Annotated in this window: 25 protein-coding genes and 1 tRNA gene; 14 read left to right on the top strand and 12 right to left on the bottom strand. The window is 67.1% G+C overall.

Translation table 11 applies throughout. From position 1 onward, the window contains the following. Positions 1-37: 37 nt before the first annotated feature. Positions 38-337: an accessory factor UbiK family protein gene (locus tag ACYJP6_RS00605; protein ID WP_459472516.1), complete on the bottom strand. Its 300-nt coding sequence runs from the start codon at positions 335-337 to the stop codon at positions 38-40. 391 nt (positions 338-728) lie between these two features. Between ACYJP6_RS00605 and glnK the strand changes: the two genes are divergently transcribed. The 4 genes from glnK to sutA all read left to right on the top strand — a co-directional run bounded on the left by glnK (position 729) and on the right by sutA (position 3,452). Then, the gene (gene glnK / locus ACYJP6_RS00600; RefSeq protein ID WP_003096476.1) at positions 729-1,067 is read left to right on the top strand and encodes a P-II family nitrogen regulator; all 339 of its coding nucleotides are present in this window, start codon (positions 729-731) and stop codon (positions 1,065-1,067) included. Between the two features lie 48 nt (positions 1,068-1,115). After that, a complete protein-coding gene (locus tag ACYJP6_RS00595; RefSeq protein ID WP_459472455.1) occupies positions 1,116-2,456 on the top strand; it encodes an ammonium transporter in 1,341 nt (446 codons plus the stop codon). Positions 2,457-2,628: 172 nt separating this feature from the next. Beyond that, positions 2,629-3,048 (top strand): secondary thiamine-phosphate synthase enzyme YjbQ, encoded by a 420-nt coding sequence (locus ACYJP6_RS00590; RefSeq protein WP_459472454.1) that lies wholly within the window; start codon positions 2,629-2,631, stop codon positions 3,046-3,048. Positions 3,049-3,119: 71 nt separating this feature from the next. Then, entirely contained in the window at positions 3,120-3,452 is a 333-nt protein-coding gene (gene sutA / locus ACYJP6_RS00585; protein WP_459472452.1) for a transcriptional regulator SutA, read from the top strand. Positions 3,453-3,716: 264 nt separating this feature from the next. On the opposite strand, the gene ACYJP6_RS00580 is transcribed toward sutA, so the two are convergent. Together ACYJP6_RS00580 and ACYJP6_RS00575 are read right to left on the bottom strand one after the other, a co-directional pair. Next, positions 3,717-4,058 (bottom strand): hypothetical protein, encoded by a 342-nt coding sequence (locus ACYJP6_RS00580; RefSeq protein ID WP_459472450.1) that lies wholly within the window; start codon positions 4,056-4,058, stop codon positions 3,717-3,719. Positions 4,059-4,264: 206 nt separating this feature from the next. Beyond that, positions 4,265-4,474, bottom strand: coding sequence for a hypothetical protein (locus tag ACYJP6_RS00575; RefSeq protein WP_459472449.1), 210 nt, complete (start codon positions 4,472-4,474; stop codon positions 4,265-4,267). Positions 4,475-4,489: 15 nt separating this feature from the next. Between ACYJP6_RS00575 and ACYJP6_RS00570 the strand changes: the two genes are divergently transcribed. Next, positions 4,490-4,627 (top strand): hypothetical protein, encoded by a 138-nt coding sequence (locus ACYJP6_RS00570; RefSeq protein ID WP_459472447.1) that lies wholly within the window; start codon positions 4,490-4,492, stop codon positions 4,625-4,627. A gap of 167 nt (positions 4,628-4,794) precedes the next feature. Beyond that, positions 4,795-5,139, top strand: coding sequence for a cupin domain-containing protein (locus ACYJP6_RS00565; protein WP_459472445.1), 345 nt, complete (start codon positions 4,795-4,797; stop codon positions 5,137-5,139). Positions 5,140-5,194: 55 nt separating this feature from the next. On the opposite strand, the gene ACYJP6_RS00560 is transcribed toward ACYJP6_RS00565, so the two are convergent. The 5 genes from ACYJP6_RS00560 to ACYJP6_RS00540 form a co-directional block, all read right to left on the bottom strand. Beyond that, complete coding sequence (locus ACYJP6_RS00560; RefSeq protein WP_459472443.1) at positions 5,195-5,548, bottom strand: hypothetical protein; 354 nt, start codon at positions 5,546-5,548, stop codon at positions 5,195-5,197. A 289-nt stretch (positions 5,549-5,837) separates the two neighbouring features. Next, a tRNA-Phe gene (locus ACYJP6_RS00555) sits at positions 5,838-5,913 on the bottom strand. Between the two features lie 86 nt (positions 5,914-5,999). Beyond that, positions 6,000-6,272, bottom strand: coding sequence for an oxidative damage protection protein (locus ACYJP6_RS00550; protein ID WP_058768518.1), 273 nt, complete (start codon positions 6,270-6,272; stop codon positions 6,000-6,002). Beyond that, positions 6,269-7,333 (bottom strand): A/G-specific adenine glycosylase, encoded by a 1,065-nt coding sequence (gene mutY / locus ACYJP6_RS00545; RefSeq protein WP_459472441.1) that lies wholly within the window; start codon positions 7,331-7,333, stop codon positions 6,269-6,271. The genes ACYJP6_RS00550 and mutY overlap by 4 nt, the downstream gene beginning before the upstream one ends. Further along, positions 7,330-9,552, bottom strand: coding sequence for an AsmA family protein (locus ACYJP6_RS00540; RefSeq protein ID WP_459472439.1), 2,223 nt, complete (start codon positions 9,550-9,552; stop codon positions 7,330-7,332). The genes mutY and ACYJP6_RS00540 overlap by 4 nt, the downstream gene beginning before the upstream one ends. A 297-nt stretch (positions 9,553-9,849) precedes the next feature. Here ACYJP6_RS00540 and ACYJP6_RS00535 point away from each other — a divergent pair, with 297 nt between their 5' ends. From ACYJP6_RS00535 to ACYJP6_RS00500, 8 genes are all read left to right on the top strand, one after another. Next, entirely contained in the window at positions 9,850-11,514 is a 1,665-nt protein-coding gene (locus ACYJP6_RS00535; RefSeq protein ID WP_459472437.1) for an OFA family MFS transporter, read from the top strand. A gap of 144 nt (positions 11,515-11,658) precedes the next feature. After that, positions 11,659-12,252, top strand: coding sequence for an imidazoleglycerol-phosphate dehydratase HisB (hisB, locus tag ACYJP6_RS00530; RefSeq protein ID WP_459472435.1), 594 nt, complete (start codon positions 11,659-11,661; stop codon positions 12,250-12,252). Further along, a complete protein-coding gene (hisH, locus tag ACYJP6_RS00525) occupies positions 12,252-12,890 on the top strand; it encodes an imidazole glycerol phosphate synthase subunit HisH (protein ID WP_459472433.1) in 639 nt (212 codons plus the stop codon). The genes hisB and hisH overlap by 1 nt, the downstream gene beginning before the upstream one ends. Next, positions 12,890-13,147 (top strand): DUF2164 domain-containing protein, encoded by a 258-nt coding sequence (locus ACYJP6_RS00520; protein WP_058768512.1) that lies wholly within the window; start codon positions 12,890-12,892, stop codon positions 13,145-13,147. The genes hisH and ACYJP6_RS00520 overlap by 1 nt, the downstream gene beginning before the upstream one ends. A gap of 32 nt (positions 13,148-13,179) precedes the next feature. Further along, positions 13,180-13,917, top strand: a complete 738-nt coding sequence (gene hisA / locus ACYJP6_RS00515) for a 1-(5-phosphoribosyl)-5-[(5-phosphoribosylamino)methylideneamino]imidazole-4-carboxamide isomerase (RefSeq protein WP_058768511.1) — start codon at positions 13,180-13,182, stop codon at positions 13,915-13,917. 10 nt (positions 13,918-13,927) lie between these two features. After that, positions 13,928-14,710, top strand: coding sequence for an imidazole glycerol phosphate synthase subunit HisF (hisF, locus tag ACYJP6_RS00510; protein ID WP_183632603.1), 783 nt, complete (start codon positions 13,928-13,930; stop codon positions 14,708-14,710). 30 nt (positions 14,711-14,740) lie between these two features. Beyond that, positions 14,741-15,499, top strand: coding sequence for a substrate-binding periplasmic protein (locus tag ACYJP6_RS00505; RefSeq protein WP_459472430.1), 759 nt, complete (start codon positions 14,741-14,743; stop codon positions 15,497-15,499). A gap of 50 nt (positions 15,500-15,549) precedes the next feature. Continuing rightward, positions 15,550-16,311: a substrate-binding periplasmic protein gene (locus tag ACYJP6_RS00500; protein ID WP_459472428.1), complete on the top strand. Its 762-nt coding sequence runs from the start codon at positions 15,550-15,552 to the stop codon at positions 16,309-16,311. A gap of 12 nt (positions 16,312-16,323) precedes the next feature. On the opposite strand, the gene ACYJP6_RS00495 is transcribed toward ACYJP6_RS00500, so the two are convergent. The 4 genes from ACYJP6_RS00495 to ACYJP6_RS00480 all read right to left on the bottom strand — a co-directional run bounded on the left by ACYJP6_RS00495 (position 16,324) and on the right by ACYJP6_RS00480 (position 20,483). Further along, positions 16,324-17,085: a divergent polysaccharide deacetylase family protein gene (locus ACYJP6_RS00495; RefSeq protein WP_459472426.1), complete on the bottom strand. Its 762-nt coding sequence runs from the start codon at positions 17,083-17,085 to the stop codon at positions 16,324-16,326. After that, positions 17,082-18,425, bottom strand: coding sequence for a S41 family peptidase (locus ACYJP6_RS00490; protein ID WP_459472424.1), 1,344 nt, complete (start codon positions 18,423-18,425; stop codon positions 17,082-17,084). The genes ACYJP6_RS00495 and ACYJP6_RS00490 overlap by 4 nt, the downstream gene beginning before the upstream one ends. A 29-nt stretch (positions 18,426-18,454) precedes the next feature. Continuing rightward, entirely contained in the window at positions 18,455-19,738 is a 1,284-nt protein-coding gene (locus ACYJP6_RS00485) for a murein hydrolase activator EnvC family protein (protein WP_459472422.1), read from the bottom strand. A gap of 133 nt (positions 19,739-19,871) precedes the next feature. Continuing rightward, positions 19,872-20,483, bottom strand: coding sequence for an NAD(P)-dependent oxidoreductase (locus tag ACYJP6_RS00480; protein ID WP_459472420.1), 612 nt, complete (start codon positions 20,481-20,483; stop codon positions 19,872-19,874). Between the last annotated feature and the right edge of the window lie 22 nt (positions 20,484-20,505).

Genomic DNA, 20,505 nt, shown 5'->3' with positions numbered 1-20,505 from the left:
CGAAAGAGGCTGCACCATCCTGGCGCGCCGGTACGGCTCAGTCGGCGGGCGCGACGTCCGTGGCCGGGGTGACCGGCGGAGTGGCCGCCTGGGGCTTGGCGCTCTCCAGCTCGGTCAACCGCGCTTCGAGCGCTTCCAGGCGTGCCCGGGTCCGGGCCAGCACGGCCATCTGGGCGTCGAACTCCTCACGGCTGACGACGTCCAGCTTGCTCAGCGCACCCTGCAGCAGCGCCTTGAACTGACTCTCGATTTCCGCCTTGGGCAGCGGCGAGTCCTGACCGAACAGCCGGCTGGCCTGCTGAGTCAGGGAATCGAACAGCGAACGGGTCGTGGACATGGTTATCCCCTGCGAAAGCAAAGCCCGAGTATAGCACAGCGGGTTTTCCTCCTCGGCCACGGCTCTTGCACCGCTTTGGTGCCAAGCCCAGCCCAGAGCTGTTCGCTGTTGGTGCAAAGAGTTGCCCTTCGGCGCGTCCGCTGCCCCTTCAGGAGGCGCGCCAGGCGTGCTACCCCCTGATAATCCGTACGCCTTCACAAACCTGGCAAGCTTTCTGCTACTGCCGATTGCAGAGACGGGCGTCAGAAGGCGCCTGGGGTAGGGGCGCCTCCGGCAGCTTCTACCGTGACCACGGTGTTCGACATGCCGACGGTTAAACAGACGGTCACTGCGCTAGACTTGGGCCGGGGTTTGTTTTCCTGGGGCCAGTCCACTCAATCGGGAGAAGTTCATGAAACTAGTCACCGCCATCATCAAGCCGTTCAAGCTCGACGACGTGCGTGAGTCGCTGTCCGAGATCGGTGTGCAAGGCATCACCGTCACCGAGGTCAAGGGCTTCGGGCGCCAGAAGGGCCATACCGAGCTCTATCGCGGCGCCGAATACGTCGTCGACTTCCTGCCCAAGGTCAAGATCGACGTCGCCATCGCCGACGACCAGCTCGACCGCGTCATCGAGGCCATCACCAAGGCCGCCAACACCGGCAAGATCGGCGACGGCAAGATCTTCGTGGTGAACCTCGAGCAGGCCATCCGCATCCGTACTGGCGAAACCGACACAGACGCCATCTGACGATCTAACCGACCGCCCAACCCCACACGAGCCCCAGGAGAAACAACGATGACTCTGCGCACCTACGCAGGGCTAGGAGCCCTCATGTCTTTCGTAGCGCTGCCGGGCCTGGCCATGGCCCAGGAAGCGGCTGCGGCACCTGCCATCAACAGTGGCGATACCGCCTGGATGCTGGTCTCGACGGCACTCGTGCTGTTCATGACCATCCCGGGTCTCGCCCTGTTCTACGGCGGTATGGTGCGTGCCAAGAACGTCCTCTCGGTGATGATGCAGTGCTTCGCCATCACCGGTCTCATCAGCATCCTGTGGATGGTCTATGGCTACAGCCTGGCCTTCGACACCACCGGCATGGAAAAGGGCGTCACCAACTTCAACTCCTTCATCGGCGGCTTCGGCAAGGCCTTCCTGTCCAGCCTGCTGCATGACGCCGTGACCTCGGCCACCGCGCTGTTCCCGGAAAGCGTCTTCGTCACCTTCCAGATGACCTTCGCCATCATCACTCCGGCGCTGATCGTCGGTGCCTTCGCCGAGCGCATGAAGTTCTCCGCCATGCTGGTCTTCACCGGCCTGTGGTTCACCTTCGTCTACGCCCCCATCGCCCACATGGTCTGGAGCGGCGACGGCGGCCTGCTGTGGGACTGGGGCGTGCTGGACTTCGCCGGTGGTACCGTGGTGCACATCAACGCCGGTGTCGCCGGTCTGGTGGCTGCCCTGGTCCTGGGCAAGCGCAAGGGTTACCCGACCACCCCGATGGCCCCGCACAACCTGGGCTACACCCTGGTCGGCGCCGCCATGCTGTGGGTCGGCTGGTTCGGCTTCAACGCCGGTTCCGCCGCCGCTGCCAATGGCACCGCCGGCATGGCCATGCTGACCACCCAGATCGCCACCGCCGCCGCCGCCCTGGGCTGGATGTTCGCCGAGTGGATCACCCACGGTAAGCCGAGCGCCCTGGGCATCGCTTCCGGCGTGGTCGCCGGTCTGGTCGCCATCACCCCGGCCGCCGGTACCGCCGGCCCCATGGGCTCGCTGATCATCGGCCTGGCCGCTGGCGTCCTGTGCTTCTTCTGCGCCACCAGCCTCAAACGCAAGCTGGGCTACGACGACTCCCTGGACGCCTTCGGCGTGCACGGCATCGGCGGCATCGTCGGCGCCCTGCTGACCGGTGTCTTCGCCGCCCCGTCCCTGGGTGGCTTCGGCACCGTGACCGACATCGGCGCGCAGTTCTTCATCCAGTTCAAGGGCGTCGCCTTCACCATCGTCTACACCGGCATCGTCACCTTCGTGATCCTCAAGGTGCTGGACATGATCATGGGCCTGCGGGTCAACGAGGAAGAAGAGACCGTGGGTCTGGACCTCACCCTGCACAACGAGCGTGGCTACAACCTGTAAGCCGACGCTGTCGAAAAAGGCGCCGCGAGGCGCCTTTTTTGCGTCCGCCCGCTGGCTGGAACAACCGCCGTCCTGCTGTGTCTAGACTGCACGCCGGCGGTGAGCAATCACCGCTTTGCTTTTCCGATCGTCGCGCTAGAATGCGCGCCCAGTCAGTCGGCGGGGGTTGTTCATGTGGCTGCAGCGGACCTTTTCCCTGCGCGCGCGCGCGCGTGGCTTTCATCTGGTCACCGATGAGGTGCTGGAGCGGTTGCCCGAGTTGGCCGAGTGCCAGGTCGGCCTGCTGCATCTCTGGCTGCAGCACACCTCGGCGTCCCTGACCATCAACGAGAATGCCGATGGGGCGGTACGGCGCGACTTCGAGCGGTTCTTCAATCGGCTCATCCCCCAGGGGCAGGCGGGTTACGAACACGACTACGAGGGCCCGGACGACCTGCCCGCGCATTTCAAGAGCAGCCTGCTGGGTTGCAGCCTGAGCCTGCCGATCCAGGCCGGGCGCCTGGCGCTGGGCACCTGGCAGGGCATCTACCTGGGCGAGCATCGTGACCAAGGTGGCGCGCGTCGCCTGATCGCGACGCTGCAAGGCGAGTAGCCAGGAATTTTTTTTCGGAGACCGCGTCAAAACGCGCGGTCCGATTTTGCCAAAATGTTTGGAGGCGGTTTATGAGCGACGAAGATCTGGAACAGGACGACCTGGAGGCAGGCGCGGAAGAGGAAGGCGACAACGAAGACTTCGCGGCGGCGACCGAAGACGCCGAGTCCGAGGACAGTGGCGACAGCGAAGCTCCGGCGACCGCCAGCAAGGCGAAGAAGAAGCGCGAAGCCGAACCCGAGGAATTGCCCTCGGTGGAAGCCAAGCAGCGCGAGCGGGATGCCCTGGAAAAGGCCATGCAGGACTTCCTCGCCCGCGGTGGCAAGGTGCAGGAAATCGACGCCAATGTCGTCGCCGATCCGCCCAAGAAGCCCGACAGGAAATATGGCAGCCGTCCCATCTAGGACCGCGCCATACCGCCTCCGAAACCCCGCCACGGCGGGGTTTCGTCTATCTGGCGATCACAGCAGCGCCATCACCATGATGAAGCCGGTGAAAGCCGCGGCCATGGTCGCCAGGCAGGCCATGCAGATTACGTCATCTCTCTCATACATGTTGGCAGTGCCCTAACAGCCCAGTGGGTGATGGCATTCTGCTCCCATGGCAAACATTCCCCTGTGCGACTCATCGCAAAAGGCCATCATCTCGCCCTGGCGATGCCAAGCAGTTCACCAATGGCGAGGGGGTCCGTAGTACGGGCGCGGTTCGTAGGCCGGCTGGTAGGGGTAGTAGCCCGGCGGTACGGGTCGCCAGTGCGGGGCGGCATAGCCTGGCTGCGGATAGGGCTGGTAATAGCTGTAGGGGTAGCGATCCCGACGGTAATAGGGATGGTGCCGGTGATGCCGGCGGTATTCGCCGACCGGTACCACGCCGCCCTCTCCGAAGGCCGCCGCGCCACCGCCCACCCAGGGCTGCGCCCGCTCCGGTTCCGGGCCTCCATGGGCAGCGGCCAGGCCGCTGGCGGTCAGGGTGGCGGTCAACAGCAGAATCAAGGACGCTCGCGATGCCATGGTGTTCTCCTCGCGGCGCTCGATAGGCCGCGTCACCATGAAACACCTTTGGCTGTCAGCCGACGTCAGGCTGGGTAAAGGTCGGGTAAGGCTGCCGGCTCAGCCCCAGTCCAGGCCCTGCATGGCCACCACGACGATGAGTGCCAGGACCAGCAGGCAGATGCCGCACATCAGGATGGTCAGCTCCAGTTGATCCAGCCGCCGCTTCATCCCTGCCACCAGTGCCAGAGGGTGAAGCCGACCAGCGCCAGCACCAGGCCGAGGAACAGCCGGTTTAGCCATAGGCTGACGCCGCTCAGCAGGGCGAGCCAGAAGGGTATGGCCGGCTCGGCGGCGGCGCCGGGCGGTTCGATGGCGTCCTGCTGCAGGACCGGGGGCAGGGGAGGAGCGATGAGGGGAATCGAGCGAATGGGCATCCAGCGAGCGCCTCCGTGCGCCTTGTGCAGGGTATGGCCGACCGGGCGCCTGAGCGCCGTGGCAAGCCAGGGCTGAGCGGCGGCGTGGTCCGGCCGCCGGTCGTGTCGCGGATCATCGCCGATATCCAGGACGGTCGGTTGCCCGGCCGCTGAAAAGGTCGGGCGGTTCCCACTCCTGGCGGCAAATAGCGGCGGGCGTGGGGTCATGGTGGCGACTCTCCGAGGCAGGGGCGCGGCGGTGGGCTTGAGCTAGCGGCAGCTCCGGGTGCAGCCTGCAGGATCCTAGCGCGATCGGGCGCTCCACCCTGGAGGAAAACGTCATGCTCAATCTGCTTCGCGACCTGCCCGATGCCACCGCCGCCGAGGTGTTCACACCGCTGCTGGAGCGGCCCGGCTGTCGCATCGAGCGTATCGTCTCCCACGGCCAGACTACGCCGGCGCACTCGCCCTATCGGCAGGCCCACGCCGAGTGGGTGCTGCTCCTCCAGGGCGCCGCCCGGATCCGCCTGGAAGGGCGGGAGGTCAGTCTCGCGCCAGGCGATACGCTGTTCATCCCGGCGCAGGCCGAGCATTGGGTGACCTTCACCGATCCCGCGGTCGCCAGCGTCTGGCTGGCGATCCATCTTGGCGAGGCCGACGGGCCGGCCCGCCAGGCGCCGGCGTGACGAAGGCGGGCGCCAGCGCCGGGAAAGGCCCGCCAAGGTGCCCAGCCGCGGCCAGCTAGCGGACCAGGGTCACCGGGCCGTGATCGTCGCAGTGGCCGTCGTGGACGTGGTGCAGGCGACCGTCCACCAGGTAGTCGACATGATCACCATGGGGTACGGCCTCGTGACCGCAATCGGGGCCATGGACATGCTCGGCGGCATGGCCGGTGCTGTGGCCGTGGGTGCAGTGAGCGGGATTGGTGGCCGTGACCTCGAGCACGTGCTCGTCCACGTGATCGCCATGCATGTGGTGCAGGTGGCCGTCGTGGAGATAGTCGACGTGGCCGTCATGCTCGATGGCGGTGTGGCCACACTGGGGGCCGTGCTGGTGGCTGTGATTCGCGTGGTGCTTATCGCTGCAGGTGGTCATGGAGCCGACTCCGGAAGGATGGGTGTGGGTGACACCGCGCCATTACAGAGTCTGAAGTGGGTAGAGAGTCAAGGGCGCCAATCCGACTTTTTTGAGTTCGTAGGCTCTGGAACGCACCTTTCGGCTCCGACCGGGAGCTGAGGCAGGACAGGGTGGCCGGTAGAGGGGCGCCTTGGCCCAAGGATCCGGTGGCTGCCAGTCCCGCACGCAAAACCTGCAGGCACAAAAAAACCGGCACTGGGCCGGTTTCTCTGGTCTCCGTCGCCTCGCAGGGCAACGGATGTCTGTATGGTGCCCAGGGACGGAATCGAACCGCCGACACGGGGATTTTCAATCCCCTGCTCTACCAACTGAGCTACCTGGGCAACGGGGCGCATTAAAAGCGTTTCTCGAGGCCCTGTCAACAGCGAGCCGAAAAAAATTTAGATTTTTCGGGCGCTTAGCGGTTGGGTCAGGCGCTGGGGGGCACGTAGCCCTCGGCCTGGGCGTAGTCTTCGCCGGAGAGGAACTTGTCCATCTCGGCCTGCAGGAACTTGCGATCCTCAGCGTTCATCATGTTCAGCCGGCGCTCGTTGATGAGCATGGTCTGGTGCTTCTGCCACTCTTCCCAGGCCTGCTTGGAGACGTGCTGGTAGATGTCTTCGCCCTTGGCGCCGGGGTAGGGCGGGCGATCCAGGCCGGGCAGCTCCTGCTTGTGCTTGCGGCACATCACGGTGCGGGTCATGCGGGTTCTCCTTTGAGCGCCTGCTCGGCGCGCTTGAGCAGTTTCTGCACCGGGGCGGCGAGGCCCAGGCGCGGCGGGGAGGCGAGGTTATACCAAAGCCAGTCGCCCTCGGCCACGGCGTGGCGGCGATGGTCCACCTGCACCAGCCAGGGCTCGATGGCCAGCTGGAAGTGACTGAAGGTGTGCACCAGGCCGGGCAGCGCCTGGCGTTCGTCGATGGTCAGCCCCTGGCGTTCGGCCAGGGCCTCGAGTGCGGCGACGTCGGCCACTTCCGGTGGCCCCCACAGGCCGCCCCAGAGGCCGGTGGAAGGGCGGCGCTGCAGCAGCACGGCGTTGGCGTCGTTGACGAACAGCGGCATCAGGGTATGCCGCTGCGGCAGCGTCTTGCGTGGCTTGGCTGCGGGGAATTCGGTTTCCTGGCCCAGCAGGTGGGCGCGGCAACCGGGTTTCACCGGGCACAGCAGGCAGCTGGGCTTGCTGCGGGTGCAGAGGGTGGCGCCCAGGTCCATCATCGCCTGGGTGTAGTGGCCGACGCGCTCCCGGGGCATCAGCCGCTCGGCCACGTCCCACAGGCGCCGCGCCACGGCCGGCTCGCCGGGATAGCCGGCGGTGGCGGTATAGCGCGCCAGTACCCGCTTGACGTTGCCATCGAGGATCGGCGCCCGGATGTTCATGCTCAGGCTGGCGATGGCGCCGGCGGTGGAGCGGCCGATGCCAGGCAATTCGGCGAGCGCCTCGACGCTGCGCGGGAATTCGCCGCCGTGGCGCTCGACCACGGTCTTGGCGGCCTTGTGCAGGTTGCGCGCACGGCTGTAGTAACCGAGCCCGGTCCAGAGGTGCAGGACCTCGTCCTCGGGCGCGGCGGCCAGGGCTTCCACGGTGGGCAGCGCCCGCATGAAGCGGTCGAAGTAGCCCAGCACGGTGGCGACCTGGGTCTGCTGGAGCATGATCTCCGAGACCCAGACGCGATAGGGGTTCACGGCCTGCTGCCAGGGCAGGTCCTTGCGCCCGTGCAGGTCGTACCAGGCCAGTACGGCGGTACCAAAGGCGTCGTCAGTCATCGGCGTTGCAGCAGTCCCCGGATGGCGTTCTGGATGTCGGGGCTGATCTTATCACCGAGCTTCTCTTCGATTTTTTCGTTCAGACGATCGCCAGCGGCCCGGGCGACGATCTGGCCCATGGCTTCGCGATCCAGGCGGCAGGCCTTGGCGCCCAGCTCCATGGGGCCGCGGCAATGCAGCGGCCAGGCGATGTCGGCATAGCGCTCGCCGACCTGGCAGCCGGGGTCGGCGGCGGCATTGGTATCGCCCTGGACGGTGATGCCCAGGCGATAGTCGAGGCCGAGGGTGCGCAGGTCGATGTCGCCGTCGCCCTTCACCGCCAGGCCCGGCACGCTGACGCTGAGGTCCTGGTTGCGCGCCACGCCGTTGACGATGGTGAGGCTGCCGCTCAGTTGGCGGAACGGGGTGTTCTGGCCGCCATGGGGCAACTCCAGCGGCTTGCGGTTGAGCAAGGCGATGCCCTGGCATAGCTGGCTTTCGACGTTGGCGTCGATCAACTGGCCGTTGCGCAGGGCGAAGCGGGCGGTGCCGTCGAGGTTGTCGATCAGGGCGCGCTGGCTGGCGCCGCTGCTGCGCAGGTCGGCGTCCAGGTCGAGCTGGCCTTCCACCGGCGGCTTCTGCCCCTGGGCCTGGAGGATGCGCTCAACCGGCACGCCCTTGATGCGTTCGCGGGCGGTGAGTTGCGGCTGGGCGCCGCGCACATCGAGGGTGCCGGTTGCCTGGAACTGGCCGCCGAACAATTCGCCTTCCAGGGCGCTGAGCTGCAGCTGACCGTCGCCGGCCTTGGCCTTGAGGCTGGCGCCTTCGAAGGGCAGGCGGTTGAGCGTCAGGTGTTGCAGGCTGAGGTCGAGGTCGGCGTCCAGGCTGCGCAGGCGCTCCACCGGCAGCAGGGTTTCCTGGCTCCAGGCGTGCTGGGTCGGGGCCTCCGGCAGCGGCGAATTGCCCTGGGTGGCGATGGCATCGACCTGGGCGACCTCTTCCTGGCGCGCACCATTGGCCTGGCGCGCGGCGGCGGCCTTGGCCGGCAGATAGCGATCCAGGTCCAGGGTGTCGCCGCTGAGCTGGACGCGCAGCGCGCGGCGAGCGATGTCGGCCAGGGCGACCCGGCCCTTGAGGGTGCTGTCGTCCAGCTGGAAGTTGAAATCGTCCAGGGTCAGGGCATTGCGGCTGGCCTGCACCTGGGCGTTCATCTCGAAGCGCTGCAGGGTCTTGGCGTCGGCCATCGCCGGCAGCTCGACGCCGAGGCTGTCGAGGAAGGCGCGCAGGTCCAGGCGGGCGACGGAGACCCGCCCGGCCAGCTGGGGATCGCTCTCGAGGCCGGTGAGCTGGAGATCGCCCAGGGCCTTGAGGTCATTGGCGGTGAGCTTGAGGTTGGTCCACTCGGCGGTTTGGGCGCGGCGGTCGACGGCGAGCTGGCCGCTGGCGGAGTAGTTGACCACCTTGCCGTTGAAGGGCTCGCCGCTGGCGTCGCCGGTCAGCTGGAGGTTGTCCAGGGCGTATTGCTGGCTCAGCGTATCGAAGCGGAAGTCGCCGTTGAGCAGCACCGTGGCGTTCACCGGCGGCTGGGTGGTGCTGGCGGTGCCGGCCAGCTTGAGCGGAATGGGGGTGCCGGCATAGATGGCGCCGGTCTGCAGGTCGATGCCGTCGAAGGCGTAGTGGGCGCCCGTGCGGGCGTCGCTGTACTCGATCCGCGAGTTACGGATGGTCAGGCTTTCGACGTTGAGCTTGAGCGGCTGGTGCTGGCTGGCTGGCGCCGTGGCCGCGCCGTCCGCCGGCGCCTGGGCGGGTGCTGCGGGCTCGCCGGCGCGCGGCGCGGGCCGGCCGATCTCCGCCCAGTTGCTGCGACCCTGGTCGTCGCGGCTGGCGGTGAGGTCCAGGCCGTCGATCTTGACGTCGCTCATCTCCAGGTCGCGGCGCAGCAGCAGGGGCAGCAGGCGCACCGAAAGGATCAGCCGTTGCACCTGGGCCAACTGGCGGTCGGGGCTGGCGGCGCTGGCCAGGGTGGCGTCGTGCAGCTCGACGCCCAGCCAGGGGAACAGGCTCCAGCCGATGTCGCCCTTGAGCTGCAGGTCGACGTTGGCCTTGTCGCGCGCCAGCTGGCGGATCTCGTCCTTGTAGTCGTTGGGATCGACCAGGTGGGTGAGGGCGAAGCCGACGGCGACCAGGAGCAGCAGCAGGCCGACGAGAACGATACCCAGCACTTTGGCGAAAGCTTTCATGGCGAGGAAATTCCTGTTCCAACGGGCGATGGCGCGACTGGCCAGTATAAGGGCATGGGCCAGGCCGGATGACATCGGGGTGTCGGGCCTGTGACAGCGGTGGTGATCGCCCGTTTCGTCGGGCGTCTGCCACCGCCCGTAGCCTGGCAAATGAGAAAGGCTGGCAGTTGGCCAGGGGTGCGATTTAATGTCGCGCACCTCTGGTCGGTTGACGCCGTTTCTTTGACTCGTTTACGGGGAAGCGTGCAGGGAATGTCCACCGACCTGGACGCTTCATACTAGAAAAGGGCTGAACCCATGAGCACAACTCTCACCGCTGGCGGCGCCGTTTCGGCCCGTCCGGCTTTCCTGTCCAAGGAGCGCATCATCGCGCGCCCTGGCTTCAACCGCTGGCTGGTACCGCCGGCCGCGCTCGCCATCCACCTGTGCATCGGCATGGCCTACGGCTTCTCGGTGTTCTGGCTGCCGCTGTCCAAGGCGATCGGCGTCACCGCGGCGGTCGCCTGCCCGGTGGAGATGGGCTTCTTCGAGCAGATCTTCAGCGCCACCTGTGACTGGAAGATCTCCCAGCTCGGCTGGATCTACACCCTGTTCTTCATCTTCCTCGGCTGCTCGGCCGCGCTGTTCGGCGGCTGGCTGGAACATGCCGGCCCGCGCAAGGCCGGCGTCGTCTCGGCGCTGTGCTGGTGCGGTGGCCTGCTGATTTCCGCCATGGGCATCTATACCCACCAGATCTGGATGCTGTGGCTGGGCTCCGGCGTGATCGGCGGTATCGGTCTGGGCCTGGGCTACATCTCGCCGGTATCGACCCTGATCAAGTGGTTCCCGGACAAGCGCGGCATGGCCACCGGCATGGCCATCATGGGCTTCGGTGGCGGCGCCATGGTCGGTGCCCCCCTGGCCGACCTGCTGATGCGCCACTTCGCCTCGGCTACCGAGGTCGGGGTCTGGCAGGCCTTCCTGGTCATGGCGGTCATCTACTTCGTGTTCATGATGAGCGGCGCTCTGGGCTACCGCGTGCCGCCGACCGGCTGGAAGCCCGCCGGCTGGACGCCTTCGACCAAGAAGGCGCAGAACGCCATGATCACCAATCGCCACGTGCACGTGAGCAAGATCTGGGGCATCCCGCAGTTCTGGCTGGTCTGGGCGGTCCTCTGCCTGAACGTCTCCGCCGGCATCGGCATCCTCGGCATGGCCTCGCCGCTGCTGCAGGAAGTCTTCGGTGGTCGTCTGCTGGGCAATGGCCTGGCCTACGGTGAACTCAGCGCCGACCAGCTCAAGCAGATCGCCGCCATCGCCGCCGGCTTCACCGGCCTGCTGAGCCTGTTCAACATCGGCGGTCGTTTCTTCTGGGCGTCCTTCTCCGACTACATCGGCCGCAAGATGACCTACTTCGTCTTCTTCGCGCTGGGCTTCGTGCTCTATGCCATCGTGCCCTGGACCGGTCACCTGGGCAGCGTCGCGCTGTTCGTCTTCGCCTTCTGCCTGATCCTGTCCATGTACGGCGGCGGCTTCGCCACCGTGCCGGCCTACCTGGCCGACCTGTTCGGTACCCAGATGGTCGGTGCCATCCACGGTCGCCTGCTCACCGCCTGGGCCGCCGCCGGCGTCTTCGGTCCGGTGCTGGTCAACTACCTGCGTGAGTACCAACTGAGCATGGGCATGCCCCGTGCCCAGGTGTACGACACCACCCTGTACATCCTGGCCGGCCTGCTGGTGCTGGGCTTCATCTGCAACCTGCTGGTGCGCCCGGTGGCCGACAAGCACTTCATGACCGAGGCCGAGCTGGCCGTCGAGCGGGCCAAGGGCCACGACAGCACCGCCGGCAGCGCCCAGGTACTGGAGTGGAGCGCCGATCCCAAGACCAAGCCGCTGGCCATCGCCGCCTGGCTGGCCGTGGGTATCCCGCTGGCCTGGGGTATCTGGATCACCCTGCAGAAGACTGCCGCCCTGTTCAGCTGAGTCCCAGCCGAACCAGGCGGTAATAGGGTGTCCCCACGCGGGCGCCCCGCGCGGTGGGACGCCTCGTCCCGCCGCGCTTTCGATCCAGCCCCCGCGCCCCTATAATATCGGCCCTTTCGCCCACCGATTTTCGCGGAGCAGGCTATGGCCGAACGCAAGGCAACCGTCGAGCGCAATACCCTGGAAACCCAGGTCAAGGTATCCCTGGATCTGGAGGGTACGGGCGCCGCGCGCTTCGATACCGGGGTTCCCTTCCTCGAGCACATGCTCGACCAGATCGCCCGTCACGGGCTGATCGACCTCGATATCCACTGCCGCGGCGACCTGCACATCGACGACCACCACACGGTGGAAGACATCGGCATCACCCTCGGCCAGGCCTTCGCCAAGGCCGTCGGCGACAAGAAGGGCATCCAGCGCTACGGCCATGCCTATGTGCCGCTGGACGAAGCCCTGTCACGGGTGGTCATCGACTTCTCCGGGCGGCCCGGGCTGCACTGGAACGTGCCCTTCACCCGCGCCACCGTGGGCCGCATGGACGTCGACCTGTTCCTCGAATTCTTCCAGGGCTTCACCAATCACGCCCAGGTGACCCTGCACGTCGACAACCTGCGTGGGGTCAACAGCCACCACCAGATCGAGACGGTGTTCAAGGCCTTCGGTCGCGCCCTGCGCATGGCCCTCAGCGAAGATCCGCGCATGGCCGGCGTCATGCCTTCCACCAAGGGGTGCCTGTGATGCAGACGGTAGCCGTCATCGACTATGGCATGGGCAACCTGCACTCCGTGGCCAAGGCCCTGGAGCACGCCGGTAGCCACCAGGTGCTGGTGACCGGCGATCCCGCGGTGATCCGCGAGGCGGACCGCATCGTGCTGCCCGGTGTCGGCGCCATCCGCGATTGCATGGCCGAGATCCGTCGCCAGGGCATCGACGACCTGGTGCGCGAGGTCAGCCAGGACCGGCCGTTCCTCGGCGTCTGCGTCGGCATGCAGGCGCTGATGCAGCGCAGCGAGGAGAACGGCGGCGTGGATTGCATCGGCCTGTTCCCCGGCGCCGTGCGCCGTTTCCCGGGCGGCATGCAGGAGGAGGGCGAGGCCCTCAAGGTGCCGCACATGGGCTGGAACGAGGTCAGCCACGTGCTCGACCATCCGCTCTGGCACGGCATCCCCGACCGCGCCCGCTTCTACTTCGTGCACAGCTTCTACGTCGAGGCCGGCAATCCGCGCCAGGTGGTCGGTCGCGGCCACTACGGCCTGGACTTCGCCGCCGCCCTGGCCGACGGCTCGCGCTTCGCCACCCAGTTCCACCCCGAGAAGAGCGCCGACTGCGGTCTGCAGCTCTATGCCAACTTCCTCGCCTGGGACGGCCGCTGGTAATGGCGCGCAAGCCGCCCGCGCCGCTGGTGACGCTCGAGCCCGAGCAGACCCAGCGCCTGGTCACGGCCTTGCAGACCCTGCTGGACGATAGCTTCGAGGTCCGCCTGGGGCGGTTCGAAGTCGAGGAGCTGCTGGATTTCTTCGCCCGCGAGTGCGGGCCGCTGTACTACAACAAGGCGGTTGCCGACGTGCAGGCCCTGCTCAGGGAGCGTGTCGACAGCCTGGAAAGCGACATCTGGGCGCTGGAAAAGCCCTAGATCGCCCTCACCCCGAGAGCCAAGGTATTGCCATGCTGATCATCCCCGCCATCGACCTCAAGGACGGTGCCTGCGTCCGCCTGCGCCAGGGGCGCATGGAAGACTCCACCGTATTCTCCGACGATCCCGTGGCCATGGCCGCCCAGTGGGTCGACGGCGGTTGCCGCCGACTGCACCTGGTCGACCTCAACGGCGCCTTCGAGGGCCAGCCGGTCAACGGCGAGGTGGTCACCGCCATCGCCAAGCGCTATCCCGGCCTGCCGATCCAGATCGGCGGCGGCATCCGTTCGCTGGAGACCATCGAGCACTATGTTCGCGCCGGCGTCAGCTACGTGATCATCGGCACCAAGGCGGTCAAGCAGCCGGAATTCGTCGGTGAAGCCTGCCGCGCCTTCCCCGGCAAGGTCATCGTCGGCCTGGACGCCAAGGACGGTTTCGTCGCCACCGACGGCTGGGCCGAGGTCAGCGAACTGCAGGTCACCGACCTGGCCCGCCGCTTCGAAGCCGACGGCGTCAGCGCCATCGTCTACACCGACATCGCCCGCGACGGCATGATGCAGGGCTGCAACGTGCCCGCCACCCGCGCCCTGGCCGAAGCCACCAGCATCCCGGTGATCGCCTCCGGCGGCATCCACAACCTGGGTGACATCCAGAACCTGCTCGACGCCCGCAGCCCGGGCATCATCGGCGCCATCACCGGCCGCGCGATCTACGAGGGCACCCTCGACGTCGCCGAGGCCCAGGCGTTGTGCGATAACTTCAAGGTCTGAGGACTCAGTCATGGCGCTGGCCAAACGCATCATCCCCTGCCTGGACGTGGACAACGGCCGCGTGGTCAAGGGCGTCAAGTTCGAGAACATCCGCGACGCCGGTGACCCGGTCGAGATCGCCCGCCGCTACAACGAGCAGGGCGCCGACGAGATCACCTTCCTCGACATCACCGCCAGCCACCAGGGCCGTGACACCACCCTGCACACCGTGGAGCGCATGGCCAGCCAGGTGTTCATCCCGCTGACCGTGGGCGGCGGCGTGCGCACCGTGCAGGACATCCGCAACCTGCTCAATGCCGGGGCCGACAAGGTCTCGATCAACACCGCGGCGGTCTTCACCCCGGAATTCGTCGGCGAGGCCGCGGCGCGCTTCGGCGCCCAGTGCATCGTGGTCGCCATCGACGCCAAGCGCGTCAGCGGCCCGGGCGAGACGCCGCGCTGGGAGATCTTCACCCACGGCGGGCGCAAGCCCACCGGGCTGGATGCCGTGGCCTGGGCGCAGAAGATGGAAGGCCTGGGCGCCGGCGAGATCCTGCTCACCAGCATGGACCAGGACGGCATGAAGAACGGCTTCGACCTGGGCGTGACCCGCGCCGTCAGCGAGGCGGTGGGCATCCCGGTGATCGCCTCTGGCGGCGTCGGCAACCTGCAGCACCTGGCCGATGGCATCCTCGAGGGCAAGGCCTCGGCGGTGCTCGCCGCCAGCATCTTCCATTTCGGCGAATGCACCATTCCCGAGGCTAAACGGTACCTGGCCGAAAAAGGGATTGTGATACGCTCCACAAAATCTTAAGCACCGGCGGTGCCGGCAGGGAGTGGGGGCGTGCGCAAGGGATTCTGGGCCTGCTTGGCTGGTTTGCTGCTGGTATCGACGGCGGTCCGGGCGGAGATCCCGGCGGACTATCAGCTGACGCTGTTGACGGAGAACTTTCCGCCCTACAACTTCGCCGCCGACGGCAAGAACTTCGCCCGTGACAGCGACCTCAAGGGCATCGCCGTCGAGATGGTCCGCGAGATGTGCCAGCGCGCCGCCATCCCCTACAACCTCACCCTGAGATTCCCCTGGGAGCGGATCTACGGTATGGCCCTGGATCAGCCCGATCACGGCGTCTTCGTCACCGCCCGGCTGCCCGAGCGCGAGGCCCTGTTCAAGTGGGTCGGTCCCATAGGTCCGGACGACTGGGTGCTGCTCGGCCGGGCCGACAGCCATCTGCAGCTGCGCAGCCTGGACGACGTGCGCGCGCAGCAGCTCAAGATCGGCGCCTACAAGGGCGATGCCATCGCCGAGAGTCTCGCCCAGCAGGGTTTCCAGCCGGACCTCGCCCTGCGCGATCAGGAGAACGTGCAACGCCTGCTCAAGGGGCAGATCGACGTCTGGGCCACCGGGGATCCCGCCGGCCGCTACCTGGCGCGCCAGGAGAACGTGACCGGTCTCAAGACGCTGTTGCGCTTCAACACCGGCGAGCTGTTCCTGGCCCTGAACAAGCAGACACCCGACGAGGTGGTACAGAAGCTGCAAAAGGCGCTCGACGAGATGCGCCAGACCGGTGCGGTGCAGGCCATCTTCAATCGTTATCTGTGATCCTGCCCGGCCGCGTGCGCCGGGCCGGGTACCCATTCGAGGAGAGAGAGATGCGCAAGTCGTGGTTGGGGATCGCCGGTGTGCTCTTGGGTTGCGCCCTGGGCATGGGGGTGGCGCAGGCGGAATTGCCACCGGGCTATCGCGTCGTGCTGCTGACCGAGAATTTCCCGCCCTTCAACATGGCGGTCGACGACAAGAACTTCGCCCGCGATGACGCCATCGACGGCATCAGTACCGATCTGGTGCGCGAGATGTTCAAGCGCGCCGGGATCGACTACAACCTGTCGCTGCGCTTTCCCTGGGATCGCATCTACAACCTGACCCTGGAAAGCCCCAACTACGCCCTGTTTTCCGTGTCCCGCACCGAGTCGCGCGACCCGCTGTTCAAATGGGTCGGTCCCCTCGGCAAGACCCGCAAGGTGTTCATGACCCTCCCCGGCAGCACCGTCAAGGTGCCCGACCTCGCCGCCGCGGCCAAACTGCGCGTCGGCGCCTACAAGAATTCCGCGGTCAGCCAGATGCTCAAGGACAAGGGCATCATCGCCAGCGAAGCCCTGCGCGACCAGGAGAACATCGCCCGCTTGCAGAAGGGCGAGATCGACGTCTGGGCCACCACCGACGTGGTGGCGCGCTACCTGGCCAAGCAGGAGGGGGTCAGCAATCTGCAGACGCTGCTGAGCTTCCAGGAGTCCGAACTGTACCTGGCGCTGAACAAGGACACCCCCGACGAGGTGGTGACCCGGCTGCAACAGGCGCTGGACGCCATGCGCAAGGAAGGCCTGGTCGACAGCATCACCAACAACTACCTCTGAGGCTTTCCTGCGCTAGCGATAGCGACCATCACGGCCATGCCCGGGCATGGCCTGGTTGGCACGCAGGGCGATCATCTGCGGCAGGTCGATGACCTCCACCCCCTGGGCCTCGAGCTGCGGCAACTGCTGGGCCAGCACCGCCAGGGTCGCCGGGTGCGGATGGCCGATCAGCACGGCGCTACCCTGGCGCCGCGCCAGGCGGACGCCTTCGGCAAGCTGCGCGGCCACCGCCGCCGGGGTGGCGTCGTTGTCGAGAAAGACATCGCGCGAGACGCTGGCCAGGCCGATCTTCTGGGCTTCGGCCGCGGCCACGGTGGCGGCGCTGGTGCGGCTGTCGAGAAACAGCAGGTGCCGCTCCTGCAGCACCTGCATCAAGGCGGCCATGGCCGGCCGGTCCGCGGTCATGCGACTGCCTTCGTGATTGTTCACCCCATCCGCCTCCGGTACCCGCTCCAGCGCCCGGTCGAGTCGCTGCAGGCGCTCGGTCGAGGACATCTCCGGATGCCAGGCATAGGGTCCGCCAGCCGGGTCCATGGGCAGGTGCAGCAGGACCGTGCGCCCGGCACGATGGGCCAGGGCGGCCAGTTCGGCGGCGTGCTGGGTCTCGGGGATGATGGCCAGGACCACCGGCGCGGGCAGCGCCAATACCTGGCGATCCCGCTGGAGATTCTGCCCGAGGTCGTCGATGACGATGGTCAGCTGCGCCGTGGCGGCCTGGGCGAGAGCGCTGGCCAGGGCGAGTGCCCCGGCCAGCAGCCAGCGGCTGGTCCTCACGGGGTATGGGTGACGTTGAGCCCCTTGAGCAGCGACAGCGCCTGGGAGAGCTGGAAGTCGTCATCCTGCGGGCGCGGACTCTGGTTGGGCGCCTTGCTGCCGGTGGGCCGGTCGGCGCCGCCATTGCCGTTGCCCAGGTGGCCGGCGAGGTCGGCTTCGCGGAAGTACTCGTCGCCACCACTCTGGGGCGTGACCTTGGCCGGGGCCACGGCGATGTCCGGCGTGATGCCCTGGGCCTGGATGGAGCGACCGCTCGGCGTGTAGTAGAGCGCCGTGGTGAGCTTGAGCGCGCGATCGTTGTTGAGCGGCAGCACCGTCTGCACCGAACCCTTGCCGAAGCTGTCGGTGCCCATGAGGATGCCGCGCTTGGAGTCCTGCAGGGCGCCGGCGACGATCTCGGCGGCCGAGGCGCTGCCTCCGTTGATCAGCACCACCAGGGGCACCTTCTCGCTGGGATCGGCGGCATCCGCCGAGAAGCGCAGTTCGGAGTTGGGCAGGCGGCCCTTGGTGTAGACGATCAGGCCATGGGTCATGAAGGCGTCGGCCACTTCGACCGCCGACTGCAGGACCCCGCCAGGGTTGTTTCTCAGGTCGAGGATCAGGCCCTTGAGCTTGCCCTTGTTGTCCTGGCGCAGCTTGTTCAGCGCCTTGACCGTCTCTTCGCCAGTGTTGACCTGGAATTGCGAGATGCGCAGCAGGCCATAGCCGGATTCGAGCAGCTGGCTCTTGACGCTGTTGACCTTGATCACCGCTCGCGCCAGCTTGACGTCGAACGGCTGGCCGCCGCCGCGGACGATGGTCAGGGTGATGGGGCTGCCGGGCTTGCCGCGCATCTTGTCGACGGCTTCGTTGATGGCCTGGCCCTTGGTCGGCTGGCCGTCGATCTTGACGATCAGGTCGCCCGGCTGCAGGCGAGCCTTGGCGGCCGGGGTGTCGTCGATGGGCGAGACCACCTTGATGAAGCCATTGTCCTGGCCGACCTCCAGGCCCAGGCCGCCGAATTCACCGCTGGTGGTTTCCTGCAGCTCGGCGAAGTCCTTGGGTTCCAGGTAGGCGGAGTGCGGATCCAGGTTGCTGAGCATGCCCTTGATGGCGTTCTCCAGCAGGACCTTGTCCGACACAGGCTCCACGTAGGCGGCCTTGATGCGGTCGAACACCTCGGCGAAGGTGCGCAGCTCGTCCAGGGGCAGCGGCGCGCTGGCGGGGGCGGCGGGAGCGGTGCCCGGTGCGACCGGCGTCACCGCGGCCGGCGTGCTCTGCGGCGATTGCGCCTGGACGACTCCGACGCCACCGAACAACAGGGCGAGGACCAGGACGGTGGGACGAAAGCGATGCGGCATGTGCAGCTCCTAAACCGGGGTGTGTCGCGCTATCCCTGAGCACGACACCAGATGACCGGGTCCGTCGGGCGACCCTGTTGGCGGATGGCGAAGTACAAGGCGGAAGCTTCCTGACCGCCGCTGGCGCCGACGGTCGCGATGGCATCCCCGGCCTTGACCACGTCACCCGCAGACTTCAGCAGGCTCTGATTATGTCCGTACAGGCTGAGATAGCCATTCCCATGATCGATGATAACCAGTTGGCCGGCGCCTCTTAGCCAGTCGGCGAAGACCACCCGGCCATCGTGTACCGCCTTGACCCGGGTACCGGCTCCGGCCGCGATCAGGACACCGTCCCACTTCGCGCGGGGGTCGTCGCCACGCGCGCTGCCGAAGCGTGCCACCAGGCGGCCGTCGACCGGCCAGGGCAGCTTGCCACGGGCGCTGGCGAAGGCGCCGCCATAGGCAGGTGCAGCACTAGACACCGCCATCTCCGGGGCGTTCGAGGGCCGCGGGGCTTTCGTATCGCTTTGTGCCTGGCGCCGCGCCGCTTCCCGGGCCTGGGCCGCGCGAGCCTCGGCCAGCTGGCGCTGGCGGGCTTCCTCGGCTTCGCGGGCCTGGCGGGCGAGGGTTTCCTCGATGGTCTTGAGCACCTTGTTCAGCGCCGCCTGATCCTGCTCGCGGGCCTGGATCTCGCGACTCTTGTCGCGATAGTCCTCGTTGATCTTGGCCAGCGCCGCCTGCCGCTCCTTGCGCACCTCGGCCAGGTCCGCCTGGCGCTTCTCCAGGTCCTCGCGGCGGGCGACCAGCTCGCCCTGTTCCTGCTGGATGCCCTGTTCCACCTCGCGGAGTTCGCGCAGGGTGTCGTTGAAGGTGGCGAGCTGGTCCAGGCGGGTGCGATTGAGGTAGTTGTAGTAGGTCAGGGTGCGGCTGACCTTCTCGGGATGCTCCTGGTTGAGCAGCAGCTTGAGGTATTCCTGGCGACCGCTCTGGTAGGCGGCGCGGATCTGCACGGCGATCAGTTGCTGTTGCTCAGCGCGGGACTGGTCGAGCTTCTTCTTGCGCCCGTCCAGCTCTTGCAGCTTTTTTTCGCCGTTCTCCAGCTGCTTCTGCAGCGAGTCCACCTGCTTTTCCAGCTCGCCCATCTGGGTCTCGGTACCCTGCAGCTGCTTTTGCACGCCGGACTTCTCGGCCTGCACCTGCTTGAGCACCTTCTGCATTTCCTGGATTTCCCGGCGGGTCTGCTCGATCTGCCGCTGGGTTTCGGCGCGATCGTCGGCCAGGGCTGGAGCGAGAACGCTGGCGAGCAGGAGAAGGGCGAGAACACGGCGCATGCGAGGTCGTACGTTTCGAGGGCGAAGCGCCTAGTATGCCCGTCACATCCGGCAAAAAAAACGGCAAGGCACGCCGTTCAGCGTTCACAGCCCGACCAGGCGGCCAGGCTGCGAACGAGGGGGCATTTCCGGCCTAGTAGCCGACGGTGAAGCGGGTGCGGTGATGGGCAGGGCGCTCGACCTCGTCGAGCAGGGCCACGGCGAAGTCCTCGTAGGAGATCCGGCTGTCCCCGGCGGCGTCGAACAGCAGGGCGTCGTGGCCCAGGCGGAACTGGCCGGTGCGCTCGCCCGGCGCGAAGACCATCTGCGGGCTGACGAAGATCCAGTCGAGGTCGCTGACCTCGCGCAGGGCGTCCAGGGTGGCGATGCCGGCCCCGGCCTCGCTGCGATACTCGGCGGGAAAGGCCGGCGCATCGAAGAGGCGCGAGCCGTCCGGGAGCGCAAGGCTGGCGGCGCCACCGACGACCAGCAGGCGCGGGATGCCCGTGGCCCGGGCGAAGGCAATCAGGCTGGCCGGGGCGACGGTGGCGAATCTCAGGCTGCTGATCAGCACCGTGCAACCGGCCAGGGCCTGGGCGCTGGCCGGCTGGGTGACGTCGCCGGCGACTGGGCTGAGGCCGTTCCGCGCGGCGAGGCGGGCGGGATCGCGCACCAGGGCGGTGACCCTGTGGCCGCGGGACAAGGCTTCGTCGAGCAGGCGGCTGCCGACGTTGCCGGTGGCGCCGAGCAGGGCGATGGAGGTCATGGCTGGATTCCTCGGAGATGAA

This window comes from Pseudomonas sp. No.117, assembly GCF_054558395.1.
Note: the sequence above shows the minus strand (reverse complement) of the source record. Positions and strands in the feature narration are given on the sequence as shown.